Below are 25,442 nucleotides of genomic sequence, written 5' to 3' on the forward strand. Positions count from 1 at the left end.
CTTATCTTTTAACAAAAAGAATGACGCGTCACACGCCACTCCTACAGGAAAAAGCGCATTATGCGCTGTCAGAGACAAACAAGACCCGCTTTCCTGCTTGAATGAAGCAGAAAAACTGGCTTGTGTCTCGCCTGAGGAAAGGGCGTGAAAAGGTGTGTCATTTTTTGAGTCAGTTCATTTGTCTACAATCTGAAAGGATTTCTCTTCGATGGAATCCTTTTTTTGTTGCATACGAAAAAATATAGTACGCTTACATAGGAAAAGGCGGAGAAAAAGTTGATTCGTTGTATACTGATCGATGCGGATGACACAATCATTTTGACCGATGATGTAAGTCGGATACAGGAGTCGGGCATCAAACGTTATTTCGTTGATTTCGATCAACCGACAGACGCAGAGAAGCAAAAATTGATTGAGGTTTTTGATTTTCATCCACTGGCGATTGAAGACTGTTTTCATTATTTACAACGTCCGAAGCTCGAGTACTATGCGGATCATAGTTTTTTTGTCCTTCATGCACTTGATGAAGGAACGTTGATGAGTCGAGAGATCAATTTGTTCGCAAGTGATCGGCATCTTGTTAGCTACCATGAGCAATCCTCGCCGGAAATTGACGTCGTGTTTGAACAATACAGTCATTGCCTACACACACAAGAAACGGTCGATCTCGTACATAAAATCATGGATAAGATCGTCGACGGTTATTTTCCGATCGTCCATGCGACAGAAGATGAATTGTTTGCGCTTGAGGAACGCTATCGATCACGCGGAAACGATCGTCGGTTGATGGAAGAAATTTTCGAACTAAGAGCGCAGTTACTTCGAATCTCACGGACGGTCATGCCGATGCGGGACTTATTGTATCGGGTCGTCGAATCGAAGCGGTTATCGATTCATCCGAAGAAGCAAGCATTCTTTCGCGATTTGTATGATCATTTACTAAAGTTATCCGAAATGATTGAATACAACCGATTGATGACATCTGAGTTTCGGGATAACTTCATTTCCCTCAACTCGTACCGGATGAATAGCATCATGAAGACGTTAACGATCTTTACGACGATTTTCATGCCGTTGACGTTCATCGCTGGTATATATGGCATGAATTTTGAACATATGCCAGAACTGACCACCCGGTATGGTTATTTCGTGACGTTAGGGGCAATGGGACTCCTTGCTTTAGGGATGATTCTGTTCTTCAAAAAAAATCGTTGGTTTGATGAATAAGGAGAGATGTAAGTGGATATTCGACAGTTACTTTTTTTTACGACAATTGTCGAGCAAGGCTATAACTTAACGCGTGCTTCGAAACACTTGTCGATTTCGCAACCGGCGCTTAGTCAGATGATTCGCGACTTCGAACAGCTGGAGCAAGTGGAATTATTCATTCGAAAGCACGGACGGTTGACAGGGTTATCGGAAACGGGACGCCAATTGTATGAAGATGCGAAGATCGTTCTGACACGTCATCAAGCATTGATGGGGCATCTGCGCGAACGCTCAAACGTCGTCCGAGGGAAAGTCCGTCTCGGAATCCCGCCTGTCATTCTCCCTGTTTTATTTTCACAGTTAATCCCGAAGTTTATGGCGGAACATCCTGGGATTGAACTCGAAATCATCGAAGAAGGGGCGTTTGAACTCAAACGTCGACTGTTACTTGAAGAACTCGATTTGGCCATTTTGATCGAACCAGGTGAATCCTATGGCATTGAACGTTTTCGATTGATTGAAGATGAAGTCGTCGTTGCCGTTCGCCCAAATCATCCGTTTCAAGCAAAAGAAGCTCTATCTTATAGTGATATCGGAAATGAACCACTCGTCATCTTAAATGATCGATTCATGTTACATCATCAAATACTATCGGAGTTTCGCAAAGTGCAGCAAGAACCGAATATCTTCTTCATGTCTGGTGCATGGGACTTGTTGATCGGGATGGTTCAAGAACTCGACGTCATCTCGATCCTACCGGAACCGATTCTGCGGTTTCATCATGCGGATGACATTAAGATCATCCCGTTCGAGCCGCCGATGTTATGGGATGTCTCGTTGAACCGACTTGTCGGGACAGAATTACGCCCAGTCGTCCGGCACGTCCATCAATACATCGTCCACTATTTTCAATCGTTCTGGCCAACGCCTGTGCGGTGAAGAAAATACAAAAGACCGGAACGCGTCGCGCTCCGGTCTTTTGTATGGATTGATCATGTTTCATGACGTGACGTGCTGCGTCAGATTGCGAATTTTTGCGGCAGCTTGTTTATAAGGTGTCAGTGTCTCTTGTGCCTGTAACGTCGCACGTTCACTCTCGAGTTGTTCGAGTGCTTGGCGTAACAGGTACTCTGAAAGGGATGTTAAAGAGACATCTAGATGTGCCGTCGCGACTGTCAGCAAACGCTCTTCTTGAGCAGTAGTGTATGCGAGTGCTTCTTGTTTAGTTAACGTCGCCAGTTCTTCCTTCAGTTGTTCTTTCTCATTCTTCTCAAAGAAGGCTTTCGCATTCCGGAAGTGGCGTTTGACACCAATATAAGGGGTTGCATCCTCGAAGGGTCCGTCGAACGTCATTTCGTTCAACCGAGAGACCGTGACAGGCGCCAGCTGGAAGGATTCGTTCCATTGCTCAAGCAACTGTTGCTCCTCTTGCTGACGACGGACTAAGGCCGCTTCAAGCCATTGGTCGATGCGGAAATGCGTGACCCGGAGCTCCTGCTCAAAGTCGAACCGGAGGAATGTCAACAGTTCCGTCAAGGCCTCCTGTAGTGCTACTCCTTTACTCGTCTGAGCAAAACGAACGGGATTATAGGCTTCTTTGAAGAAGTCAGGGAAACGGTAATAAATGCGTTGTACGACATGGTGCAACAGCTCATGGATCTCTGCTTTGAGTGCAGGTTCGATCAAAGCGGCGCGATTGTCTTCGAAACGATCCGTGACCTGCTGTTCTAAAGCAGACAGTTCAGCCAACCGTTCTTCTTTTCGCAACAGATTCGCTTCAGTCGCAGCGATAAATCGTTCGAGTCGCTGGACGGTCTTTTCCGTCTGCTCAGACAACGATACTTTGGCGAGACCGGTCAGATCCTCAGCTAGGAAGTGATGGAATGCCTCCTCGAATTCAGGTAAACCGGAAGTTGAATCCGATCGCTCTTGTTGCTTTTCCGTGAGACCTTGTAAGCTCGAGACTCCATACAGTCGGGGCGACCGAATCCCGAAGCGTTGCAGTTCCGTAGCGACATAGTTCAAGACATCTTGACGTTCGCTTTCTGAAGCAGCGAGATCAATCGCATTGACGAGGAAGAACATCTTATCGAGTTCGAACGCATCTTTGACACGACCGAGTTGAATCAAGAATTCACGGTCAGCGCGAGCAAAGGCATGATTGAAGTACGTGACGAACAAGATTGCATCCGCATTTTTGATGTAATCGAAGGCGACATCGGTATGACGGGCATTGATTGAATCCGCTCCTGGTGTATCAACGAGTGTCACGCCGAGACGAGTTAAGGGACTATCATAATAGAAGTCGATGACATCGACGAAACAGCTTCGTTCTTCCTGTGCGACATATTGTTTAAAAGCTTCTTGATCGACCGTCTGGACGGTACCGATGAATGATTGAACGGTTGGGAATCCTGTCAAGAAGGCACGCAAGAACGGATCCGTCAGCGATGCGGCACGTGGTAAGAGCGTATCGTATGCCTGTTTCGTTGACTCGAACGTCATCGTTGCGACCATCGCTTCATTTAAGTCTTCAAGCATCGCTGCTTCCGACTTGAATGTGACTTCTGCCACGCCGTGCGGGTGTGTAGTGTCAACGGGATGAATCCGGTTGATGGACGCGGTCGTTGGGTTCGGAGAGACGGGTAGTACCTTCTCTCCGAGCAAAGCGTTGCAAAACGATGATTTTCCGGCACTGAAGGCACCGAATAAGGCAATCGTGAACGATTGGTGTGTCAGTCGATCCAATTTGTCATTTAAATAAGCGACGGCTTCTTCAAAGCCCTGTAGACCATCCATCTGCTGACGGATTCGAGCGACGTCTTCCGGTGCATAACGGACGGCTTGTTGCTCACTGATCGTCGTCGCAATTTCAAACGCAGTAGTTTCTGTCACCGATTCATACCCGGTAAAGGAGACGATTGCCGCTTCTTGCTGAATCAATTGCTCCTCCCAGATTGAAACTTGCGTCCGAGCCTGTTCGAGTTGTTGGTCGGATGGACTAGCAACGCCATGCTCATATCGTTCGAGTGCTACGGTAGCTTGTTGCCATGCTTGAACGCTATTCCATTTATGCTGTAGTGACGTCTGTTGCTGCAATAGCTCAGATTGCTCTTTCGGGAAAGTTGTCGTCAATTCTTGACGAATAAGCTCACGCCATGCATTCGTTTGCTTGACGAACCAAGCTTGTGTCTGTTCGGCGACACGATTCGTGAACTGGAGCACCGATTCACCCGTGATCGTAATGCCAGTCGGCAGGGCACTCTCGAGTACGGAAAGCGGCGGGGCGAGTGAAAGCTGATCGATCGCGACGATATGCATATCCTGCAGGAGACCAAGGTCGCGTAACGATTGTTTCATCAAGTTACGTAAATGGAGCGAAATCTCGGAAGCGGTCACCGTCTGATAGGCACGCAACACATCTTGTGCAATCTCTGCTTGAGCCGCTTCCGTTTTTTTTGTACTTCGGAACAATCCGACCTTGAAGTCGCGTTGGCGTGACTCGAGGAAACGGCGCATCTTCTCGCGTAATTCGAACGGCATCAATGTCGCATTTTTCAATAGTTGATCTCGATGCAACGAAAACGTCTGTACCCAGCGGTCCGGCTGACGTGCTTCTAATTGTTGCGAAACGTGGGCTAATTCGGTTTCGATCGTCTCTGGATCACGTCGTTCAGCGTCATTCAATTGTTCAGCCATCGTCTCGTGGGCTTCTGAGACGAGACGTGTGAGATAACGTGTATGCTCTTGATGAAGACTTTCAAGCGTTAAAGCGGCAGAAGCCAACAACTTCGGTTGAGCATCACGAATGCTTTGTTTGACGAGCTGTTCGACTTCCATGAAATCGTTATACGGATGATCGGGTTTCCGCAGGCTCGTAAAGAAGATCCCTTTCGGCGCGACACCATGTTCAGCGAAAGATGCATGGACCGAGCGGCGGAAGGCGTCGAATGATAGTTCATCTTCACGATGTTTATCGATTTGATTGACGATTAAATATAGTTCCGGTACGGCAGCTTGTAATTCATTCGTCACCATGAAGTTCAATTCAGATTGAACATGATTGTAGTCCATGACGTAAAACAAGATGTCAGCCAAGTGAAGGGCGGATTCCGTTGATACACGGTGGGCATCATCGACCGAGTCGACGCCTGGTGTATCCATCAAGACGAGACCAGGAGGCAGATCGGACGCAGCATGCGTCAAATCGATTTGACGGACATCACCACTCTTCCCAAGTGTTTTAAGATGCTCCTCTTGCTCTGTTGCTGTCAGACGAACAGACGGCTGTTCATGAAAGTGAACGATCGCTGAATCAGTGTCCCCTTGTTGAAGTGTCACGATGTTCGCACTCGTCGGAATCGGACTTGTCGGTAAGACCGATTCACCCGTCAAGGCGTTGATTATGCTTGACTTTCCAGCCGAGAAATGACCAGCGAAAGCAATCGTGAACTCTCGTTTCAATAGTTTAATAGCGAATTTATCTAGTTTATCTAAACGGAGTTGATCCGTTGAAGGTTGAATCAACGTGGCGAGTGAAGCTGTCGCTTCGAGTTGGTTCGATAATCGTTCCTCAAATGAGCGCATGCAATGAAACCCCTTTCTTTCAGTCATCGTTCAGTGTATCACGATTTTTTTAGTTTCGTCATCCTTCTGCAAGCGACAAAAAACGATCCGCCAAGGAAGAGGCGGATCGTTTTAATCGGGATCAAGATGACGGAACGATTTCGTCTGCGTGTGTTGATTCTTGTTCCGTCGAATGAATTCGACGCAATAAGTGTAATTTAAAGAGATACATGACGAGCAAGTGAACGTTCGCCTGCGTCACCTTATAGAGTATCCACGGTAAAGCAGGGACGAATTCGTGAATGGCAATGATACATTCCTGTGTACCGGGAATTTGCCGAAATTCAATCCGACCCCGGCTATCTTCCTCGACTTTTGCGAACAGTCCGCCGGTAATCCGGTATGTCGCCATTTGTCGATCACGAACCGATTCCTTCGTCAATTCAAGTAGGGGTTGTTCGTAAAATGGAATGTTTATTCCAACGACTTGATCTTTCATAGTTGATGATAGGAAAGGACGCGCAAACGAAGATAACCAATCCATGTAATCGTCAGCTGCCCAGTCGGCATCGCGATCCTTCGGCAAAAGAACACGTTGAACTGAACGAACGTCAAGGGCGTCTGGTGTTGAAGACGACGAAGAAGAAGAACCTTCTTTTTCTTCCTCCTCTTTTAGCGCATCACGGACCGATTGTTCGAATGTAATTTTTCCGTCACTGATCCCTGGAACCATTTTTTCTGGATCTGCAACCATCTCATGAACCATGCTTTCAACGAGTGGATAGACGGTTTCTTTTGGTTCTCCAGACACGAGCGTCACCCAAAGTCGAGATAATTTAACGGTCAATAAAGGAATATCGATGGTCGGTTGTCGTTTTCCCATGATGTCAGCAGTTCGAAGGATCATCTCTTTATAGGTCATCGCTTCCGGTCCACCGATATCGATTGCCCGGTCTTTAACATCATCGCGATCGACACTTTCACCAAGTGCATGAATGACATCCGGTAAAGCGACGGGGTGTGTCTTGTTACGTGTCCATCGTGGGAGTGCCATGACGGGGAGGCGTTTGACGAGCTTCGATAAGATTGGGAAAGATGAGCCTTTTGGACCGACAATCAATGCGGCACGGATCGTCGTCACCGGTGTGCCATAAGCACCAAGAACGCGTTCGACCTCGAGTCGGCTCTTTAAGTGACGCGATAGATTTTCTGTTTCCTCAGGAATGATACCACTTAAGTAAATGATTTGTCGGATACCATTTTCTTTTGCTGCACGGGCAAAGTTATCGGCTAACAATAAGTCCATGTTCTCAAACGATCCTTGTGTCAATTTAGCAGAAGGCATCATCGAATGAACGAGGTAGACAGCGATGTCCGCTCCTTTCATACCAGCAATCGTATCGTCTAGAGAAAAGAGATCGCACGATCGCCATTCGACACGTTCCTCATTATCCTTATCATCGCCGTTTCGAGAAAGGGCAATGACGTCATATTTTTTCTTCAGTTCGTTCAGTAGATTGTGACCGATGTAACCGGTAGCTCCGGCTAAAGCTAGGCGCGTTGGCATGGATGTAAACTCCTCTCTTATATCTGTTGTAATGTACCCCCAATCGTGTCAGTTCAATCGCAAGAGGATACGCTGAGATGATTCAGTTGGATGGAATAGGGAATAAAAATATAAGGAAAAGAATCAACAGGAAGAATGAAAAACAAAGGAGGCTTCAACCATGCAGACGATACAATTCATGCAAGCGGAACATGAACGACGATTCGATCTGTTGTGGAGACGCTTAAAGCCGAAACAACGAGAAGATGCAGCGATGGTCTCGATGCTGTATCTCGCAACAGGACAGCCACAAGTGCTCGAACGATTCTCGGATTATTTCTTTCCGGATAGTGGTGAGTTTTTTGATCGTGAATTTCTAGCTGAACCCTATCCAAGTCCAGCGTTAGAAGCAATCATCCACTTGATCGTACAATTATATAATGGGCGAACGACGATCACGATCATCGAGTTGATTGAACGATTGGATGAACAACAGATGTCGCTCGTACTCGAAGCGATTAAATTGCGGGCTTACGGATGTCAGATGTTACAAAAAGTCGCGAAATCGTAATGGTACACGTATATGAATCCGATCGACGAAGAAATTGCCTGATTCGTCGGTCGGATTTTTTATGATGGAAGAAAAGTTGTAAGTTCAAGAATCGATGAGAAGATGTTCGTAAATCAGAGTTCAATAAAATAAATCGTCCTGAAAATAAAAGCTAAGTTTATTCACGAAGAACTAATTGAGGTGGGCGACGACTGGAAATAAGATGAAAGTATCAGTAAAAGGTGGTTTATCTATGGAAGGAGTGACATCATGCAGCTCAAAGAATCGATCTACTTTCACTCACCGATCTTCATCCAAAACTTGTTGACGACTTTACAAGGACGTCGCCTGTTCCACGAACGATATGGTCCAGCCTATCAACAACGCCTACAAGAACTGAAGCAGAAGTTAGGACGACCGAATGACATACGGGCGGAACAGTTGCATCGATTAAACGACTTCCTTTCTTTTTGCCAAACGCATAGTCCGTATTATCAGGAATTGTTTTCCTCTCTTGCGTTAGAGCTCCCTCTACGATCGATTGACGAACTAACACAAATTCCTCCTTTGACGAAAGAAATCTTACGACAACAAAATGAGGATGTCCATGCGCGCGTCCATGCTCCGATTCTCGGGAAAACGGGCGGTACGACCGGCAAATCGATTCAAGTCCATTACACGAAAGAAGACATGCAAATCCGCATGGCGCATCTCGACTTTTTCAAATGGACACATGGCGTCGATCAAGGGATGCGCCGCGCGAGTTTTACCGGTCAAACCCTTGCCTCACCACAACAAAAGGCACCGGTTTATTGGCGGACGAATAAAGTCATCAATCAAATGTTGTTCTCGATCAAAAACATCAATCCGAAAACCGCAGCCGCATATATTGAACAGCTCAATCGGTTTCAGCCGGAATCGATTGATGGTTTGCCTTCAGGAATGATCGAAGTTGCACGATATGCTAAAAAATATGGCATGACTTGCACGTTTCGTCCAAAAGCGATTTTTCCGACGGCTGAGATGATGACGGCAGATGAGCGAGCACTTGTCGAGGATGTTTTCCATGCGCCCATATATGATCAATATGCGTCTTCAGAAGGGGCGCCGATCGTCGCCGAATGTCCGTATGGCAAAAAACATTTACATTATGAGATGGGAATCATTGAACGCGATGAGGATGGCGAAATTCTCGTGACGAGCTTCGATACACATGGTACACCGCTCATCCGTTACCGGGTCGGCGATCGTATGACGTTCAGTCAGGAAACGTGTCCTTGTGGTCATCAAGGTCCGATCATCGCTTCGATTGACGGACGAGGACGAAGTTTCATCCAGTTACGAAATGGACACCGTGTCTTTGAAGGGGAGCTCGCGGGAATCGTTCGGGCGTTCCCGAACTGTATCGAACGCGTACAATACATTCAAGAGACACGGGACGAGATTGTTTTATTATATGTTCCGGATGAACGATGCTTCGAGAAAGAACACGAGAAGAAACTCTTTTTTGTTCTAGACCGACTGTTTGACGGACAATTGAATGTCGTCATGCGCGCGGTACCGGAAATTCCGAAAGAAATCAGTGGAAAGACACTACTGATTAAACAACAGTATGCATGACACACGAAAAGGCGAGATCACCGATGATCTCGCCTTTTCATATGTCCTGAAACCATCAGTCGCGCGGACGCACCGGAATCCAGATGGCAGATTGATAATCGGCGGCAGACGGGTCGCCTGCCGAATAGACTTCGAGTTCTGCATGAAGTAACGGTTCATAATCATGTGAAGGAAGCCACTCTTGATAGATACGCTGCCACATCTCTTGAATGGCGTGTGGCATTGGACCGACGACCGGAAACGTCGCCCAAAGACCAGCAGGAATCGTCATCGTTTCCTGACCGGGTAGGACTTCCGTTGTTGTCGTCGCGATCCAATAATCCATCGATGCTTCGGTGAAATTGGAGCAGACACCAACGACACCTTCGATTTGTCCATCATTTTGTTGGAACAAGACAGCGTCTTGTCCAGAATCGTTGACATCATTCCAAAACAACGGAATCAGCTGTTGTTGGGCACCATCTTGCGTTGGAAAATGTTTTCGCCATCCTGAAATCTGTAAAGCCGGTCGTTCAATGAGTTGATAATCCATTTGCTCCAGTCCCTTCAAGGTCACCTGAATGCTCAGGCGGTTATAGGCGTGAATCGGACGTCGCTCGCTTCGCATCAACGTCGGGGAACAACCATGCTGACGTTTGAAAGCTTTTGTGAAAGCTTCCGGTGTCTCATATCCAAAACGTAAGGCGAGATCGATAATTTTTTCATCCGTCTGTGTCAAATGTTGTGCAGCAAGCGTCAGACGTCGCCCCCGGATGTATTCAGGAAAGGTCATCATCGCAAGTAAGGAAAACGTTCGTTGTAAAGGATATGCCTGTATCTGAGCAACATTTGTTAAAACGTTGAGATCAAGCGGTTCCTCTAAATGATCCTCGATATAATCGATGACGCGTTGAATGGATTCGAGCCACATCTTGTCACCTCCTTGTCTTTAGTATATTGGTGCAATGAGCAACTGACCTGTCCAAGGCAAACACAATTTGTCAGGGTTTACTCTTCCCTGATTTTGTTCTATTCCTGTCAGATATAGCAGGTATCGTAAAGTAACGAGGACATGGGTATCAAAGAGTAATCTACAATCGCTTTCCTCTATTTCTCTACCAGCTGTCCACCTTCTAATTATTTCTCATCATACCTCGTTTAAACATATATTTTAAAATACACGCGTTATTAGTACTTCTAAAGGTGTACCACTTTAAGGGTATGTTAGATTACCTCAGTCATTCAAATTATTTTCGATATCTCTTCCCTTTTGTAAAAGCCATTTTTTATTTTCTTTGTCTTTTACGATGATAAAATCTTCTGTTCCTTTAACAGCATAGATGGTGGACCCGACTGAAAAGAGATTCGATTGACTGTTCGCTTGGGGCATTTCATGAGCTTTTGTTTTCTTTAATATCGTACTAATTTTTTCTCCTTGTTTTTTAGATGCGTCCAATTCAGCTTCTGTTCCGTTATATTCTTTATTGTTCACAATGACGATCATGGCATAACTTGTTTCATCCTCTATACCGGTTTGATTGCATCCGAATAAAAATCCGATGAACACAATGACGAATATCTTTTTCATCGGAACCTCCTTATATAAGTATTCGTTGAATAGTAATGTAAATTCATGATAGGTAAAAGTCGCTTCCTTTACCAAGTATAAGGTAAAATCAGGAAAAGGAGGGAGATAGATGAAACCTCGGATTTTATTGTTGGGCATGTTCCATCTCGATTGCCCGACCAATGGTGACATGATTCGTCCAGCAATTTTTGATGTCGCGTCAGAGAGAAGGCAACGAGAAATTCAAGAAGTCGTTGCTCGATTGAACGCATTTCGACCGACAGGCGTTGCCCTAGAGACGGCACCTGAACGCATGAGTGACCTGCAACATACATATGAAACCTATCAACATGAGAGCGATTTAACCGAAAATGAACGGCAACAAATTGGCTTTCGATTAGCCCGGATGGCGGGAGTAGCAGCTCTCCATGGGGTCGATTGGAACGAAATCGTACCCGGCGTACCGGATTTAGGAATCGTCCGTTCACATCATCCGGAAGCCTTTGAGACGATTGTCGCGGCTGAGATGAATCGGACCCAACAGTTAGTGCACGCGATGGAGCAGTCATCCTTCTCCGAATGGCTCGATCGATTGCACGCTGAAGAAACGATTGCAGCGTCGGCTAGAATCTATGATCAAATCGAACGACTGGAGAGCGGTCGGATTTGGGTTGAACGCTACTGGCGAGTCCGCAATCAAAAGATCGCAAATCGTTTACTGCACCTCGCTCAGGCGAACAAACGAATCGTCTGTTTGTACGGTGCTGCGCACCTCCCGTTATTACGACAATATTTGAATGAATCGAACCAAGTCGAAGTGATGACGTGGAACGATTGGAACAACAAAAAGGAGTGTATGTAAATGCTATTTCACTACCATATTTGGACACCACATTTGGAAGAAACAGAAGCATGGTACACGGCACGCGGATTTCACGTTTCCCAGCGGATCGGGAAGAAAGACGGAGAATTTTCGTCGTTCAATCCACCTCTATCATGGGATGATTTTCGAGCAGATCAAATTTTATTCCGAATCATTGAAATGAAACGGGGAGCGGTCAATGTGACGATCGGATTCGGAAAAACGGTTCGCTTCGATCACATCGGATTTTTGATTCAGCCTGGTGACGTGCAAACGATTCTTGATCGCGCAGAAACGTTATCGTTCACGGTCCAAGCGAACGAGCGGCGGACGTTCTTGCAGACACCATACGGATTACGGATTGAACTGCAAGTCCATGAAGATGCAATTGCGGATACTGATGGAACGACACTTGAGCGTTTAATTCTAACGACACCGCGCGAAGGATTAGAGGCGGATTTAACGAAACTGTTCGATCGACCGATTTCACAAATCCAAACCGTCCGCGGAGAGAAGACCGTCTTACAAGAAGCAGTCTTTTCCGACGTATCGCTCGTAGGTACGGATCCGAACGGTGTTCAGCTCGTCTGCTCATAATCAACGAATACTTTGATTGGGAGATCTGGTGTTTCCATTAAGCTAGCGAAGCAACTGGCAAGCTTCGAAAACGAAGTCTCGTGTTCGAACAAAGCGGGCAATGTCGCATGACGATCGTTGGAAAAGAGCCAGTCTGCATGCTTGCGGTAGTCCCAGCCGTCACTCGATGCAACGATCTGAAGTTCTTTTGCGTGAAACGCGGGCGTCAACGTCAAGGCTTCCCGGTTGCCGTCCGATAAGACGCAGATTGCACCATGAGGACGGACAGCGGACTGAAGCTCGGCAAAGGCCGCTTGGCGTCCGGAACATTCGATGGCGGCGTCATACATACTTGAATCCGGTGTGACGACACGTGCATCTAATTGACACGCTAACTCTGCTCGGGACGTAATTGGCTCGAGGATATCAATCTGACGAACGTTGACGTAATGCCGTAAGTAATGTACCGTCAGCAAACCGAGCGTACCCATTCCAGAAACTAAGACGCTTGTGTCGGGTGTCAATGTCAGCTTTCGGACGCCTTTTGCCGCGTCACAGGACAGAATCAACAGTAGGGCTTCGCGCGGTGAGATATGAGCAGGAACCGGGATGACCTTCGATACAGGAACGATCGCCTGATCTTGATGACCATAGAAGCTGACGACCCGATCACCGGGCTTGACGATTTGGACGGCGTCACCAACTGCAAGCACTTCGCCGTAGCTTTCATATCCGGTCTCGAGCGGATAGTTATAGCTGGTTTCGGTCATGTCTTGTTCCAGCCATTGGGGAAGTTCGGCACCGATACTGATGGCACCGGCTAGAGTGCGGACGTGGACGTCATAGATGCCAAGCGGCGGCAGTTCCCGAACAAGATAACCAGGCGTCTTCGACTCCACAAGACAGCAAATCGTTGTAGTGTTCAACATGTAAACCTCATTTCATTGTTGGATTGATGATATATGGATCAAGCATATACCACTTTACTTGTAAAATATAACAATTCGAAACTAGTAATGATGTAGAATAAGAAAGAAAAGGGGGGAATCAAATGGCACCATTATTAATTTTGGCATTGCTCGTGTTCGCATTTTTGACGTATCGGTATAGTAAGATCCTCGTCCGAAAGGATATCTCTGCCGCAAACAAACGACTCGCGATCGTCTTTTATTTGATTGCCGTCAGTGGACTTGGCGCTGTCGTCTATTTCAACATATAAGGAGGACCATCCATGCATTCAACGACAAAACGACGAATCGGTGCGTATATCATCAACCAAGCTGTTTATTTCGGACTTTCTCTCGTCATCGAAAAAACGGTGTTACGACGTGTGAAGTCAGAAGTCGTTCACGCCGTCGTGACACAACCGACGATCAGTTTTCTAGGAGAAGTCGCGCAATTGAAACTGTTGAACGGAAAAACGATTGGTGGTCAGATTTGCGGCATCCAGGTTGAAAGCGAGAATGGATTGCCGTTGACGACAAAACAAATCGTCCGTCGAACAGTCTATCGTGATACGGTCTCACTATTTAAGATTCAACCGTACTGGAAACCGTTTCTCAAGAACGGACAACGATTACCGGAGGATGACTTCGCGAAAACGATCGTCCGCTTGAACCAGGAGAAGCTAAAAAATGAAGCTTGATTTTCATGTCCATAGTGTCCGTGCCTCTCAACCAACGGGAGCCATCCTCCTCTATCATGGTTGGGGCGGAACGGCTGTTTCTTATCTAGAGTTTGCGCGACAATTATCTGAAGAAGGATAAGATGTCTTCATCCCGGAACTTCTTCGACACGACCAGCGTGAACCGCTTGGTCATCCATTTGATCCAGAAATAACGAAGACCTATTTTTGGACGGTCGTCGAACAATCGATTACGGAAGCGACAGCTATCATCGAACAATCAGGCTGGCATGTTTCAGATGTGATGGCAACCGGCGTCTCGATGGGTGGGTTCATTGCCCATGGGATCATGGCACGTCAGCCGATTAAAGCGCTTGTTGCGATCAATGGGGGCGGTGCCTTTCTTGAAGCGGAACGTCAATTCCGCGTTCGTGACGGGCGACCTGCCATCAAACAGGAGGATGTACCATGGAAGCTCGATCCGATCAGTGTGATGGATGAGCGTCCGCGATTGCTCCTGCACGGCGATGCCGATGACATCATTCCACTATCGATCCAGCAGTTTTATCACGGGACAGCTGTTCAAGCAGGTATGGCACAAACGACCGTATTAGACGTTTTTCCAGGTGTCAATCATACCGTGACCGATGCCATGATCAAGCAACTGATTGCATGGCTGAAGCACGTCAAACTTCAAGGGGCGACAGATGGAGTACATACGTTTTCTTCGCAGTAAGGTCGGTCAAGAAAAAGTGATGTTGAACTTTGCCGGTGGGATCGTCTTCGACGAGGAGGGGCGCATTCTTCTTCAAAAACGGCGAGAGCAACAAGCATGGGGCTTTCCCGGTGGCGCACTGGAACTGGGAGAGTCGATTGTCGAAGCCGCACAGCGTGAGATTTTCGAAGAGACCGGTTTTCATGTCACGATTGAACGTTTGAGTGGTGTCTATTCGAAGTACGAAGAGATGTATCCGAACGGGGATGTCGCCCAACCGATCGTCCATTTTTTCGTTTGCCGAATCAATGGGGGGCAATTGACGATTGATGCCGATGAATCACTCGATGTTGCTTTTTTTGAAAGATACCAAATGCCAAAACTCTATAGTGAACTGCATCAAACCGCCTGGAACGATTTTTTGACGGAACCGGGTCCGGTCTTTCGATAATGAAAAACATCCTTCTGATTTTGACGTCAGAGGGATGTTTTTGCATGCTACACGTTTAGCGTTCGAATCCGCCTTCGGAATGAATGACTTGTCCGGTCACCCAGCCACCGTCTGGACTAACGAGGAATTGAATCAATCGTGCGACGTCTTCCGGCGCACCGATTCGCCCAAATGGAAAACTAGGTTTAAGCGCTGTCCGTGTTGCTTCATCCATCCAAGTCGAGTCAGTTGGACCCGGATTGATGGCATTAACGGTGATACCAAGCGGTGCTACGGCTGCCGCATACGTCTTCGTAAATGTTGACAATGCACCTTTCGTCGTAGCGTACGCAATCTCGTCAGGCATTGGACCGAGTTCTTGTCCGGACGTCAATTGGATGATACGACCGGACGTTAGATGTGCTTCAGCGAATCGCTTTGTAAAACGTGTCGCGAGTAATAGCGGTGCCCGGAGATTAACGGCATAGTGTTGGTCGAGGCTTGCTGCATCGAGCGTTTGCCAATCTGTCATTGTCGAATGAGCAGCGTTATTGATCAGGATGCTTGGTGCTCCAACATCTTCTATGCGTGCGAATAACTCGTCAGCAGCATCTGATTGACTTAAATCAATTTCAATCGCAAGGACTCGGGCACCTTGATTTTCGAGTTCGGTTGTAAAACTATCCGCCCAATCCGCTGTTGCTTTAAAATAAGTAAAGACCAGGTCATGTCCGGAAGAGACAAGTTGGCGGCAGATTGCAGCTCCGATGTCGCGTGTCTGACTGGCACCGGTCACGATGGCAATCGATCGTTTTGTCATATATATGCTCCTTTTAAGTAGATGGATTTGTAAAAACCAAATGTTTACAGAATCAGTATAACGGAATGAAGAGAAGAAGAGAAAGCGTTATCATGATTTAACATACTAAATAATTGCATGTTTATACCCAAAGTGTGGTAAAGGAAAAGTGTACAAAATCATTCGTTAAACAGGTAGGGAAGGGTGAATCAATCATGAAAGCAATCGTCTTATTCGATGGAGAATGCAATCTCTGTGACGCGAGCGTCCAGTTCATCTTAAAACGAGACCAGGGGTACCATGATTTTGCATCGTTACAAGGGGAGACAGGGCAAGAACTCGTAAAGCGCCACCATCTCCCGGAAACGATTGACAGTGTCGTTGTAATTGACCGAGGTGTACCGTATATCAAATCGGATGCTGCGTTACGAATTGCCCGTCATTTACGAGGTGGATGGCGTCTGTTGAGAGTGCTTCGCATTGTTCCACGTTCACTCCGGGATCGCGTCTATGATTTCGTTGCAAACAATCGTCATCGTTGGTTTGGACAAAAGCAGCAGTGTGCACTGCCGTCTCCGGAGACGCGAGCTCGATTTCACGACTAAAGATGAAAAACCGCGACGAATCGGTCGCGGTTTTCTTCTGTTCATTAGTTAGTCACATGCAACCAGTTACAACTTGGCAACGGATTGCCGAGGAAACTTAAACCTAAATCATGGGCTTGGTGGATTGTTTCAAAACAATCGTCTCCTTCATCCAGATATACTTCATGGTGCGGTGATTGGAGATGTGTTCCTGCGATACGCCAAAGATTTGCATGATGCGCTACCTTGATTTCGTAGTCGATATTAGGTGAGACGACGAGCGGATTGCCGACAGAGTGGTGGAGCGTATATCGTGCTTTTGATTGATCTGATAAATAGACCCGCTGAGTCGACGCTACATCTTCTCGATATAACTGATGACGAGCATCAAAAGATCGGGTAGGGTTTGCTTGTTTTGATAGTTGATGAGTGGTTTCACCATCAAATGTCAGGACTTCTGTAAAGGTGCGATACTCTTTTGAAAAAGGCGAATATTGTCGCGCATCGCCTTCGAAATAACGATGCGGAGAAAACGGATTCGGGTTCATGAGAATTGGAGGAGCAATGAACGTCAGTACACGCAATCGGTAAGAAGAAACCTTCTTATGTGAAGCGGATAGCGGGTACAAAGAAAAATAGAGCACGAATTGTTCAAATTCTCGTTCACGGTCTTGTTCCTGTTTTATCTGATTCGTAACGCGGGCGAACGTCTCGATCATCCGTACGAACGGCATCGATTTTCTTGAAATTGGACGGAGCACCCGGATTTCAAAACGTGTAAATTGTTCAGGGTTAATCGTTCCTTTCCATTCGGGTGACGCAGTTTGACCTAATCGATGCCCATCTTGAAATACCGTATAATGCGATACCTCTGGGATTTCACCCCACAACAGTCGGACAGCATGATTTTGTTGGATCAGGACAGTCATTTTTCGGTTCCAGAACAAATCATCTGTACTTGAAACAAGAGCGGTGACGATACGTGTCTTCGAATCTGAATCGATCAGTTCGAATGACAAAGGCTCAAATAAAGGAAGTGTCTCCGTTTGATAGCTATTCGAGTTCTGAATGAAACACGGTCTACTATTTAATAAGAGACGGACGTTACTTGTCCCTTCCCAGGTGAGACAAACAGTTTCTCCACTTTGTTTGATTTGAATATGATTGATGTCAATCATGAGACTGATCGCTCCTTACACGAATTCTGAAAGAAAACCCCTTCCACTTCAAAATCAGAAGGGAAGGGGGAACGTCATAGTAAGCCTTTAGCGACTTCTAGTTTTTCTTGATCGTGTTTTAATTGTTTTTTCAAGTCATGCGCGTGATACATCTCATGATCGATCATGTATCCGGCGATTGCTGCGTGAGTCTGAATGGCTTTGTTCAGCTGTTCAGTCAAGACTTTTCGAACGTCAGGAGAAGCCGTTTCCGTCATTGCAACAGCATAAGCGCGGACAAGTGATTTGCTGCTAATCAAGAAGTCTGTCGCAATCAACTCGTCCGCGTTTTTTACTGGGACGGCTAATGAATTTCGAGTGTTTCATGGATTGCGAGTGGTGATTTAGCCATCGATCTCACTCCTTATCATGTAACATACGTTTGACAGTATCTTTGACGTTTTGCATTCCTGTTTTTTCTGCTAGGTCGTGGTGAAGTTTGTGTGCCGGTACCTTCATGTTCGGAATATTTCCTTGCGGTGCAGGATTTTCTAGATGAACGAATTCACCGGTTCCATCCTGCGCTTCCCCTTGAGCCCAGCGACCTTCTTTTGAAGCTGTGCCTTCCGATAGGTCCCAGAACTCATAAGCATGCGGTTGCGCTTCCATTTCATCTTCCGGTGCGAAAGTAGCAGGCACGACAACTCCATTTTTCGTCTCCAGTTCTTCGATCGCAGCCATCCATTGATACTGATGATACCGGTCGCGAGCGAGCATCTTACGGAAGGTAGCGCGAACGCCTTCATCCGTCGTCATATGATAGAGGCGAGCGACCTGAAGACGACCTTGTGATTCAGCATGTAAATTCGAACGCATGTCTGCCAATAAGTTACCGCTCGCGACGATATAAGATCCGTTCCACGGAATGCCGTTGGCGTTCGATGGCAGTCCACCGAGACCGCTGACAAGAAGATGCTGTGGATTCATACCCCCGAGAATTGCTGCCGTCGCTGGATCTTTGGCAGCTTCTGCCTGATCATCCGGTGACGCCCCGTCGAGCAATTGAGAAATGAGGGAACACAGCATTTCAACGTGCCCGATTTCTTCCGTCCCGATATCCATCAGCATATCCTTGTACTTTTCTTCACCACGGCAATTGAAGCCTTGGAAAAGATATTGCATCATGACCGTCATCTCACCGAATTGTCCACCGAGTACCTCTTGCACGGCCCGAGCAAGCTTTGGATCGGGTCGATCAACCTTGACTTCGAATTGTAATTCTTTTTGATGGCGAAACATGAAAAGAACCCCCTTTAAGTTTTAAACATATGCGATTTACACATGTTATATACCTTAATCAGTTTCTTTCAAACCTGTTTTACCTTATTTTTCGATAGGTTGAAGTGAACGTTTAATCAAAGAATGACTTTTAGGATCATTGATCCATTCAGTGATGTTGTTAAAGATGAAGGATGTCTCGTTCAAGATGGACCGTCGCCACTGTTTATTTTTAGGGATGTAAAGTGCATCGAATCGCTCTCTAATCCGTCGAGGGGCAACTGCTTGATTGAAAAAGAGACGATTTTCATCAATCGTTGCTTTTAACGTTCGGAGTAGGGCAAAAGGATGCTTTCCAAGCGTTCCACACTCTAATGTTAAACCTAAAAAACCGATGTGTCGATTTTTTGTTTCTTCATACAGATAGTTTAACCATTCTCCTTCAATTGCATAAAACTGTTGATCTCGTGGTTGATCGACGATCGGATAACGTGTGTATACTTCTACCTCCCTAGCGTGTCGTGGATCTTCCGACGACATGACGAGTTGGACTTGACCCGCTGGTCCATAACCTGTATGGCAGTCGAGCATCACGACGTGTTGGTAAGCAGATAGTGTATCGACGAGCCGACTTAACACATCGGAGAAGTAAGCGTCTTGCGTATGTCCGCCATAATAGAATCCGGTCGGATGCTTGAATTGTCCAAGTGTCGCAGCCTTTAAAAAAGCGTGTGGACCTAGACGAAGCAAGTCGTATAAGACATGCAGTGTAAACGGTATATAATCCAGACGCCGTCCTGAACCTGACCGTTTTATAAACAAAGATTGCAACTCATCAAAACCCGGATTGCGTAAATCTGCCTTTGAAAAATCGTGAATCGCGTTTCGATTCAAATTGAGGTTATGTTGTGTTTCTTTTCGATGATGTTTCATCCCATATGCATTAATACCATGGATCAGCAAAATATCGACTTCTCCCGTATTTACCTGTTTCATATGGTCTGATAAAAACTGGAGCTGCATGGCACTCCCTGCGTACCCTTCGATTCCATGTAATCCACTGGTTAAGATCAGTAATGTTGAATTATTACCGGACTGGCCGTGCCACCAATCGGAATAGAGTGACGCTTGTTGTTCCAGTGAATCATGCGTTAGCTTCGGATAATGCTGAGAAAGAATGCACTGTGCAGTCTCATTGAAACGTTCGCGTGCTGATTCATACGTTCCAGAAAAATAATGAAGCATGGTTATTCCTCCTTATTCATCAAGCATGAACTCGAGGAGCAATCCAGTGATAATGTCGAACTGAGAATTTCTAAGGCATGATCTTTTGCGACAGCGGTTTCTGCTGCCGTACAGTCTGCAGGGACATGAATGGCATATTCCCGCATATAGGCGTCATTTGCTGTAAATAAGATACACATGTCGGTCGTTAGACCGGTAATGATAAGACGCGAGACATCCAAATGCTTCAATAAAATATCGAGCTGAGTACCGAAAAAACCTGAGTGCTTGGGTTTGATGATGAAGTAATCATCCTCTTCTGGATGGAGTGCTTCGATGAGTACATCCCCAAGACCCCCGCGGCACTCATCAATGATTTGATTGACATTTTCCTGCCACAGACCAAAATTGTCATTGACGTAAATCACGGGAATATTTTGACGTTTACAATGTCGTTTTAATTTTGTGAGTGGTGAGAGGATAGGGAGCGTTTGTTGCATTAACTGCTCAGCTCCTTCAAAATCCATCTTATTAATGACGTCAATGATCAACAATGCTGTATTTTCTTGAACAGTCATGGTGGACTCCTCTCATAAAAAAGTAATCAAATAATGATAAGGCGAATAAAGTTGGGCTTTAGAGATAAAAATCTCGGAAGGGGAGGCGGATTCACGAGCTCCCCGGACATCAATTAAACAGCGATAAATAAGAGATTCCAACTCTGCGATGAAATCCGGGTATTGATACAAAGCATCATTCAACCGTCTTTTGCGGTGATCCTCCATCAAGACGATGCAGGGGTTGGTTTCTTTCAGTGCCATGGCACTGAAGACAGTTTTTTGCTGTTTAAAATCTTGATTTAAACAGTGAACGATTTGATTTAAATCAGCTTCCACGTTCTTCACTTCCTAGTTGTAGATTATTCATACTGCTTTTATACATGTTATTGGTTGTGTTCCACTCTTCATCACGAGGTAAACGGATAAAAAAGTCAGACCCTTTCCCGACTTCTGAATGAACGGTGATCCGTCCGCCATGCGCTTCGATGATTTCCTTACAAATCGGTAAACCAAGACCTGTTCCTTGAACTTGGAGGTGGTCTGCATGTTCGACACGGTAATATGGATCAAACAGGTAGGGGAGATCTTGTTTTGGGATACCATATCCGTCATCGCTAATGGTGATGACGACTTCCGCTTCACAGCACGCTAACGAGACTTGGATATTTGAATCGACAGGAGAGTATTTTATCGCATTATTCAAGATGTTTAATAAGACCCTCCGGATTTTTTCTGGGTCAGCCGTAATCAAGCATGGACCATCGGTTTGGATTTGTAAATGATGCGTCGATGTCGCAACATTCAACCATTCCGTCAACTCGATAAGCATATGTTCAATGCAAAATGATTCCAACTGATAGGATTCTTTTTGATGACTGAGTCGCTGATAATCAAGGAATTCGGTTAACAGTTGACTGAGTCGTTGTGTCTCACTCCGCATGGTTTCTAAATATTTTCGCTGTTTTGAAGGAGACAACGACCGGTGTAACATCAGTTCACTGAACCCTTCAATGGATGCAAGCGGCGTTCGAAGCTCATGAGATAAAACCGAAATGAAGTTTTGCTCCTTTTTAGCATGGTTGACTTCAACTGTGCGTTCACGAAAAACAAACAGAATACCTTGTCGTTCGGGTAAAAATTCTGCATATAGTCGAAGATGACGATCGTCTGGCATCGAAAAGTCCTGAGCAGGAACAACTGATGTATGCTCAAAACCCACTTTGATCTGTTCGACATACGCATATAATGCATCTGTTTCGAGAATCAATGACTCGAAGGCTTCGATAACGAATGCTAGGTTTTCAGATTGATTTTCAGAAGGTGACCAGTTCGGAAATAATTGATGAAACACGCGATTCGTAAAGATATTCGTATTCGTCACATCGACGAACAAGATAGCTTCTCGTAGACCATTTAAAATGCGCTGAATCAATTGATGGTGTTCTTTTATACGGATGTCATCAAGCAATCGCATCAACCCGATATTTAATAAATGAGTTGTTTTCTGAAGTGCGACAGTCTCAGTAAAACGATGATGAAATTGTAATGTCAATGTCCCGATGAATTTTGACGAACTGTGTAAAGGGAGAGCACACAACGTCAATTGCTCCTTCTCTACTAGATGAATGGATGTATCTAGCTCGGTCTTCGCTTCTAACTCCAGCCGTTCTTGGTCATAAATGGGTTCGTCTGATAGTGCGATATGGATAGGTTCAAAACTCTCCGACTGCGGTGAAAAATAGATATGAGCCGCCCGAAAATGACTACCGATTGCTTGTAGCCACGTGTGAAGCCCTGAAGCAGATTGATGACGCAAAATTTGAGTGGCTAACTGGTTTTGAAATTGAAGTTGTCGCTTGATTGTTTTTTGTTGGTATAAAGACTCTTGAAGTTGTAAATTAGCAACTTGTGTTTGCTGGTGTTCAAATGCGAGCAACGTTGTCATTTGTTGCATCGATCGCCCAAGTGTACCAATCTCATCGTGACGATTGTGAAAATCATTCTGTTCCAATCGATCAGGCTGTTTTGTTTGATCGACGAGATCGAGTAAATCTGTTTGAAAAGACCGTACAAGTCTTAAAATCAAGTAACTGAGAAGACAAAAAGCGATGATCATCACACCAAAAGCGTAGCGTAATACTTCAACGGTTCTTTGTTGTAGCGACTGTTGTGCGTTTTTCTCTTCACTATGAATCAGTCGAAAGTAGTCGTTAACGACGAAGTCAGACTGCTGAACCAGCTTTTGATTATCCGTGAGTATTTGCAAAGTGACTTCCTGTTCCAAAAATCTCGAAAATTGAACGATTTGACGCGAAAATCGTTCGTCTGATGGATCTGCATAACGTTGACTGAACGATTCGACGTTTTTTTGTAAACGTCCCAACTTTTTATGGACTTGCTTAAGATCATCTTGATCATTAAAATCGATTTGTTGGACTTGAAGATTGACTTGTTGGGCTTCATTCCAAAGCGTGCGAGCTTGCGTTTTTTGTGATGTAATCTTCTGTGATAAAGATCGGTGTTGCTCTAGCTCTTTTTGAGCAAAATAAAATGTTAAGACGCCAATACTTGCAAAAATTAAGAAATTCGAAAGCAATAGGATATAAAAGCGATGAAATATACTTGATGAGAGCCACTTCATGACGAAACCTCTTTCTAAAAAGGAAATACAAACAAACATTATGGATACATGTTTAGAAAAATTTTATCATAAACATTAAACAATCTGAATAATTTGCTTCATCGAATTGAAGTGTCATTTTGCCTCTCTCTGAAAAAATATCTAGATTTTGACACTTCATATCCTTTAAGATAAACGATATACATATGTGCAAAATCACTTTAGATGATAGTTTACAACATACTATTGATTGTGAAAATGAGTGAGCTTCTGTACTATGTTTATATAAAGGAAAGAAAAAGAAGGTGAAATGGATGAAGATGACTCGCTCTACGGACTATGCCATTCGTGTGCTTATTTTCGCAGCGTCGCATCCGACTCGGCTCGTGCAAATTCAGGAAGTGGCAACCCATTATGATATTTCTAAAAATCATTTGATGAAGATTGTCCATTCATTGAGCAAGTTTGGTCTCATCATTTCTGTACAAGGTCGTAATGGTGGGTTCAAATTAGCAAAATCCCCAGAAACGATTACGTTAGGAGAAATCGTTCATTTATTTGAAGAAGTATCCTATCTTGAAAATGTGACAGTTCCAAATAAAAATGGTAGTTTGCAAAACACACGACAAGCGTTCGATCAAGCATTCACGTCCTTTATAGACGCGCTGCAGGCATATACGTTACAAGATTTAATCCCGCCAACGATGAACGATTGATGGAAGAGTCAGAGAGGAATAGATGATCTCTGGCTCTTTATTCGTGTACATATTCCAGTCATGCAGATTTTTATTAAATGATCATATTAAATATGATTATAACTAGTATCTTTTATGTTACTATAAACAAGATTCGGACTCTATTCGAATCTTAGTTTTGAAACAAAAACATGTACACTTTGTACTTGTTTTTGTGGTATAACTTTACAGAAGGGAGGTTTTTTTCCAATTCACCTGCTTGATTTCATACAGGACTCTTACTGTCCATTCACATAAAGGATTAAAGGCATTCGTCCGTTGATCCATGCAAAAGGGAGGGTTTCGGTATGCCCGAAATGACCATCGAAATGTTCGTTCACTTCGTTCAACATTTAGTGCATTCTCCACGATTCATCGTCCAGCGTCAGCATGAACATGAGAACGCCTACATGTTTGAAATTCGAGAGTTGAATCTATCGCGAGTCTCAAAAGCCGTATTGCTTCATAAGACAGTTGATCTTCTCCAGGAAAAGACGTCAGAAGATACACGCGAAACATTGACGAATGAACTGGTCACTCTATCACAAAAGACATTAATGAAGTCAGATACGATTGCTACACTTAAAGTGGAGTCAACAATAGAAGGGTCATTGCATCTTACGTTTTCGGAAGACAAAAAGATCTGGTTTTCTGGAAATCTTGATACAGAAGAAGCGATCAATCGGTTCACAGAACATTTTCAAAGCGTCATAAATGACGATCGAACGTCTTATTAAATAAAGCAGGTCGAGCCACATCAGTGGTTCGACCTGCTTTTGTCTTATCTTCTGCAGAGCATTAAGACGTTGCCGTTGGAATAAAGTAAGCAAAATCATCGAAACATTTAATGTCATAAATGATAAATGCTTGTAGTGGTCGGACGAACTGATAAGATGCATCAATGTCCGTCGAAAATAATTAAACAAGGCATGTGGTGAAGGAGGATGTCGATCTATTGCGTCATTCGTGTGATCATCGAGCGTTAAACGAGTTGGACCTTCGAAGAGATTATTATAGACAGTTGACGTGACACATAACGAATCAAACGGCAGCTGAAGTAACTAGTGATACCAAGCGGCGAAACGTCTTACATCTAAAAGACAGTGTTCAAACAGTGCACAATGAGAGGAAACGAAATCGACATAATAATCTCATGCTTCATTTTTCATACATGTTCATTTCAGCGAGCACATCTTAATCCCTATAATTGGAATATGTTATGATATATCAGGAAAATCATTT

The 25,442-nt window shown here is 45.0% G+C and carries 27 protein-coding genes; 14 read left to right on the forward strand and 13 right to left on the reverse strand.

The window, feature by feature from the left end; genetic code table 11:
• The first annotated feature begins 276 nt into the window (after positions 1–276).
• A complete protein-coding gene (gene corA, locus B3M90_RS08865; protein ID WP_290783507.1) occupies positions 277–1,227 on the forward strand; it encodes a magnesium/cobalt transporter CorA in 951 nt (316 codons plus the stop codon).
• Between the two features lie 12 nt (positions 1,228–1,239).
• On the forward strand, positions 1,240–2,148 hold the full coding sequence (locus tag B3M90_RS08870) for a LysR family transcriptional regulator (RefSeq protein WP_035407494.1): 909 nt from the start codon (positions 1,240–1,242) through the stop codon (positions 2,146–2,148).
• 60 nt (positions 2,149–2,208) lie between these two features.
• Here B3M90_RS08870 and B3M90_RS08875 read toward each other — a convergent pair whose 3' ends face one another.
• Both B3M90_RS08875 and B3M90_RS08880 read right to left on the reverse strand, forming a co-directional pair.
• Positions 2,209–5,796: a dynamin family protein gene (locus B3M90_RS08875; protein ID WP_290783511.1), complete on the reverse strand. Its 3,588-nt coding sequence runs from the start codon at positions 5,794–5,796 to the stop codon at positions 2,209–2,211.
• Between the two features lie 121 nt (positions 5,797–5,917).
• On the reverse strand, positions 5,918–7,342 hold the full coding sequence (locus tag B3M90_RS08880; protein ID WP_290783514.1) for an NAD(P)H-binding protein: 1,425 nt from the start codon (positions 7,340–7,342) through the stop codon (positions 5,918–5,920).
• 160 nt (positions 7,343–7,502) lie between these two features.
• Between B3M90_RS08880 and B3M90_RS08885 the strand changes: the two genes are divergently transcribed.
• Positions 7,503–7,892 carry a hypothetical protein gene (locus tag B3M90_RS08885; protein WP_214854211.1) on the forward strand — a complete coding sequence of 130 codons (390 nt, stop codon included), beginning with the start codon at positions 7,503–7,505 and terminating at the stop codon, positions 7,890–7,892.
• Between the two features lie 249 nt (positions 7,893–8,141).
• Positions 8,142–9,491: a phenylacetate--CoA ligase family protein gene (locus tag B3M90_RS08890; RefSeq protein WP_290783518.1), complete on the forward strand. Its 1,350-nt coding sequence runs from the start codon at positions 8,142–8,144 to the stop codon at positions 9,489–9,491.
• 55 nt (positions 9,492–9,546) lie between these two features.
• Here the strand turns inward: B3M90_RS08890 and B3M90_RS08895 are convergent, their stop codons facing one another.
• Positions 9,547–10,401 (reverse strand): AraC family transcriptional regulator, encoded by an 855-nt coding sequence (locus B3M90_RS08895; protein ID WP_290783521.1) that lies wholly within the window; start codon positions 10,399–10,401, stop codon positions 9,547–9,549.
• A gap of 303 nt (positions 10,402–10,704) precedes the next feature.
• The gene (locus tag B3M90_RS08900; protein ID WP_214854205.1) at positions 10,705–11,058 is read right to left on the reverse strand and encodes a hypothetical protein; all 354 of its coding nucleotides are present in this window, start codon (positions 11,056–11,058) and stop codon (positions 10,705–10,707) included.
• A 109-nt stretch (positions 11,059–11,167) separates the two neighbouring features.
• On the opposite strand from B3M90_RS08900, the gene B3M90_RS08905 reads away from it, so the two are divergent.
• Complete coding sequence (locus B3M90_RS08905; RefSeq protein ID WP_290783524.1) at positions 11,168–11,899, forward strand: DUF5694 domain-containing protein; 732 nt, start codon at positions 11,168–11,170, stop codon at positions 11,897–11,899.
• On the forward strand, positions 11,900–12,496 hold the full coding sequence (locus B3M90_RS08910; RefSeq protein ID WP_214805088.1) for a hypothetical protein: 597 nt from the start codon (positions 11,900–11,902) through the stop codon (positions 12,494–12,496).
• On the opposite strand, the gene B3M90_RS08915 is transcribed toward B3M90_RS08910, so the two are convergent.
• A complete protein-coding gene (locus tag B3M90_RS08915) occupies positions 12,478–13,404 on the reverse strand; it encodes a zinc-dependent alcohol dehydrogenase (RefSeq protein WP_290783528.1) in 927 nt (308 codons plus the stop codon). The genes B3M90_RS08910 and B3M90_RS08915 overlap by 19 nt on opposite strands.
• A 122-nt stretch (positions 13,405–13,526) precedes the next feature.
• Between B3M90_RS08915 and B3M90_RS08920 the strand changes: the two genes are divergently transcribed.
• The 5 genes from B3M90_RS08920 to B3M90_RS08940 all read left to right on the forward strand — a co-directional run bounded on the left by B3M90_RS08920 (position 13,527) and on the right by B3M90_RS08940 (position 15,265).
• Entirely contained in the window at positions 13,527–13,694 is a 168-nt protein-coding gene (locus B3M90_RS08920) for a hypothetical protein (RefSeq protein WP_290783530.1), read from the forward strand.
• 12 nt (positions 13,695–13,706) lie between these two features.
• Positions 13,707–14,120: an RDD family protein gene (locus tag B3M90_RS08925; protein WP_290783533.1), complete on the forward strand. Its 414-nt coding sequence runs from the start codon at positions 13,707–13,709 to the stop codon at positions 14,118–14,120.
• Complete coding sequence (locus tag B3M90_RS08930; protein WP_290783536.1) at positions 14,110–14,241, forward strand: hypothetical protein; 132 nt, start codon at positions 14,110–14,112, stop codon at positions 14,239–14,241. Before B3M90_RS08925 ends, B3M90_RS08930 begins: the two co-directional genes overlap by 11 nt.
• Before the next feature lie 162 nt (positions 14,242–14,403).
• Positions 14,404–14,835 carry an alpha/beta hydrolase family protein gene (locus B3M90_RS08935; protein ID WP_349679690.1) on the forward strand — a complete coding sequence of 144 codons (432 nt, stop codon included), beginning with the start codon at positions 14,404–14,406 and terminating at the stop codon, positions 14,833–14,835.
• Complete coding sequence (locus B3M90_RS08940) at positions 14,807–15,265, forward strand: NUDIX hydrolase (RefSeq protein ID WP_290783541.1); 459 nt, start codon at positions 14,807–14,809, stop codon at positions 15,263–15,265. Before B3M90_RS08935 ends, B3M90_RS08940 begins: the two co-directional genes overlap by 29 nt.
• 55 nt (positions 15,266–15,320) lie before the next feature.
• Here B3M90_RS08940 and B3M90_RS08945 read toward each other — a convergent pair whose 3' ends face one another.
• Positions 15,321–16,070 (reverse strand): SDR family oxidoreductase, encoded by a 750-nt coding sequence (locus B3M90_RS08945; protein WP_214854724.1) that lies wholly within the window; start codon positions 16,068–16,070, stop codon positions 15,321–15,323.
• Between the two features lie 188 nt (positions 16,071–16,258).
• Here B3M90_RS08945 and B3M90_RS08950 point away from each other — a divergent pair, with 188 nt between their 5' ends.
• Positions 16,259–16,648 carry a thiol-disulfide oxidoreductase DCC family protein gene (locus B3M90_RS08950; RefSeq protein ID WP_214854193.1) on the forward strand — a complete coding sequence of 130 codons (390 nt, stop codon included), beginning with the start codon at positions 16,259–16,261 and terminating at the stop codon, positions 16,646–16,648.
• 44 nt (positions 16,649–16,692) lie between these two features.
• On the opposite strand, the gene B3M90_RS08955 is transcribed toward B3M90_RS08950, so the two are convergent.
• From B3M90_RS08955 to B3M90_RS08985, 7 genes are all read right to left on the reverse strand, one after another.
• Positions 16,693–17,805 carry a hypothetical protein gene (locus B3M90_RS08955; RefSeq protein WP_214854190.1) on the reverse strand — a complete coding sequence of 371 codons (1,113 nt, stop codon included), beginning with the start codon at positions 17,803–17,805 and terminating at the stop codon, positions 16,693–16,695.
• 74 nt (positions 17,806–17,879) lie between these two features.
• Complete coding sequence (locus B3M90_RS08960) at positions 17,880–18,122, reverse strand: spore coat protein (RefSeq protein ID WP_290783547.1); 243 nt, start codon at positions 18,120–18,122, stop codon at positions 17,880–17,882.
• 79 nt (positions 18,123–18,201) lie between these two features.
• Positions 18,202–19,083, reverse strand: coding sequence for a manganese catalase family protein (locus tag B3M90_RS08965; RefSeq protein ID WP_058264888.1), 882 nt, complete (start codon positions 19,081–19,083; stop codon positions 18,202–18,204).
• Between the two features lie 84 nt (positions 19,084–19,167).
• Positions 19,168–20,307, reverse strand: coding sequence for a M14 family metallopeptidase (locus B3M90_RS08970; RefSeq protein ID WP_214854184.1), 1,140 nt, complete (start codon positions 20,305–20,307; stop codon positions 19,168–19,170).
• Between the two features lie 2 nt (positions 20,308–20,309).
• A complete protein-coding gene (locus B3M90_RS08975; protein ID WP_214854181.1) occupies positions 20,310–20,864 on the reverse strand; it encodes a cysteine hydrolase family protein in 555 nt (184 codons plus the stop codon).
• Between the two features lie 12 nt (positions 20,865–20,876).
• The gene (locus B3M90_RS08980) at positions 20,877–21,182 is read right to left on the reverse strand and encodes a hypothetical protein (RefSeq protein ID WP_290783551.1); all 306 of its coding nucleotides are present in this window, start codon (positions 21,180–21,182) and stop codon (positions 20,877–20,879) included.
• Positions 21,172–23,487, reverse strand: coding sequence for a HAMP domain-containing sensor histidine kinase (locus B3M90_RS08985; RefSeq protein WP_290783554.1), 2,316 nt, complete (start codon positions 23,485–23,487; stop codon positions 21,172–21,174). Before B3M90_RS08985 ends, B3M90_RS08980 begins: the two co-directional genes overlap by 11 nt.
• Before the next feature lie 299 nt (positions 23,488–23,786).
• Between B3M90_RS08985 and B3M90_RS08990 the strand changes: the two genes are divergently transcribed.
• A complete protein-coding gene (locus B3M90_RS08990; protein WP_290783557.1) occupies positions 23,787–24,182 on the forward strand; it encodes an RrF2 family transcriptional regulator in 396 nt (131 codons plus the stop codon).
• 326 nt (positions 24,183–24,508) lie between these two features.
• Positions 24,509–24,937: a hypothetical protein gene (locus B3M90_RS08995; protein WP_290783560.1), complete on the forward strand. Its 429-nt coding sequence runs from the start codon at positions 24,509–24,511 to the stop codon at positions 24,935–24,937.
• Positions 24,938–25,442: the final 505 nt, after the last annotated feature.

The sequence above is a fragment of the Exiguobacterium sp. UBA6309 genome (assembly GCF_002439205.1).
Classification (GTDB): Bacteria; Bacillota; Bacilli; order Exiguobacteriales; family Exiguobacteriaceae; genus Exiguobacterium_A.

What these genes read in the sequence shown, in the direction of transcription:
- B3M90_RS08875 (WP_290783511.1), bottom strand. Translation starts at nt 5,796, where the DNA reads ATGCGCTCATTTGAGGAACGATTATCGAACCAACTCGAAGCGACAGCT.
- B3M90_RS08880 (WP_290783514.1), bottom strand. Translation starts at nt 7,342, where the DNA reads ATGCCAACGCGCCTAGCTTTAGCCGGAGCTACCGGTTACATCGGTCAC.
- B3M90_RS08885 (WP_214854211.1), top strand. Translation starts at nt 7,503, where the DNA reads ATGCAGACGATACAATTCATGCAAGCGGAACATGAACGACGATTCGAT.
- B3M90_RS08890 (WP_290783518.1), top strand. Translation starts at nt 8,142, where the DNA reads ATGCAGCTCAAAGAATCGATCTACTTTCACTCACCGATCTTCATCCAA.
- B3M90_RS08895 (WP_290783521.1), bottom strand. Translation starts at nt 10,401, where the DNA reads ATGTGGCTCGAATCCATTCAACGCGTCATCGATTATATCGAGGATCAT.
- B3M90_RS08900 (WP_214854205.1), bottom strand. Translation starts at nt 11,058, where the DNA reads ATGAAAAAGATATTCGTCATTGTGTTCATCGGATTTTTATTCGGATGC.
- B3M90_RS08905 (WP_290783524.1), top strand. Translation starts at nt 11,168, where the DNA reads ATGAAACCTCGGATTTTATTGTTGGGCATGTTCCATCTCGATTGCCCG.
- B3M90_RS08910 (WP_214805088.1), top strand. Translation starts at nt 11,900, where the DNA reads ATGCTATTTCACTACCATATTTGGACACCACATTTGGAAGAAACAGAA.
- B3M90_RS08915 (WP_290783528.1), bottom strand. Translation starts at nt 13,404, where the DNA reads ATGTTGAACACTACAACGATTTGCTGTCTTGTGGAGTCGAAGACGCCT.
- B3M90_RS08920 (WP_290783530.1), top strand. Translation starts at nt 13,527, where the DNA reads ATGGCACCATTATTAATTTTGGCATTGCTCGTGTTCGCATTTTTGACG.
- B3M90_RS08925 (WP_290783533.1), top strand. Translation starts at nt 13,707, where the DNA reads ATGCATTCAACGACAAAACGACGAATCGGTGCGTATATCATCAACCAA.
- B3M90_RS08930 (WP_290783536.1), top strand. Translation starts at nt 14,110, where the DNA reads ATGAAGCTTGATTTTCATGTCCATAGTGTCCGTGCCTCTCAACCAACG.
- B3M90_RS08935 (WP_349679690.1), top strand. Translation starts at nt 14,404, where the DNA reads ATGGCAACCGGCGTCTCGATGGGTGGGTTCATTGCCCATGGGATCATG.
- B3M90_RS08940 (WP_290783541.1), top strand. Translation starts at nt 14,807, where the DNA reads ATGGAGTACATACGTTTTCTTCGCAGTAAGGTCGGTCAAGAAAAAGTG.
- B3M90_RS08950 (WP_214854193.1), top strand. Translation starts at nt 16,259, where the DNA reads ATGAAAGCAATCGTCTTATTCGATGGAGAATGCAATCTCTGTGACGCG.
- B3M90_RS08955 (WP_214854190.1), bottom strand. Translation starts at nt 17,805, where the DNA reads ATGATTGACATCAATCATATTCAAATCAAACAAAGTGGAGAAACTGTT.
- B3M90_RS08965 (WP_058264888.1), bottom strand. Translation starts at nt 19,083, where the DNA reads ATGTTTCGCCATCAAAAAGAATTACAATTCGAAGTCAAGGTTGATCGA.
- B3M90_RS08970 (WP_214854184.1), bottom strand. Translation starts at nt 20,307, where the DNA reads ATGCTTCATTATTTTTCTGGAACGTATGAATCAGCACGCGAACGTTTC.
- B3M90_RS08975 (WP_214854181.1), bottom strand. Translation starts at nt 20,864, where the DNA reads ATGACTGTTCAAGAAAATACAGCATTGTTGATCATTGACGTCATTAAT.
- B3M90_RS08985 (WP_290783554.1), bottom strand. Translation starts at nt 23,487, where the DNA reads ATGAAGTGGCTCTCATCAAGTATATTTCATCGCTTTTATATCCTATTG.
- B3M90_RS08990 (WP_290783557.1), top strand. Translation starts at nt 23,787, where the DNA reads ATGACTCGCTCTACGGACTATGCCATTCGTGTGCTTATTTTCGCAGCG.
- B3M90_RS08995 (WP_290783560.1), top strand. Translation starts at nt 24,509, where the DNA reads ATGCCCGAAATGACCATCGAAATGTTCGTTCACTTCGTTCAACATTTA.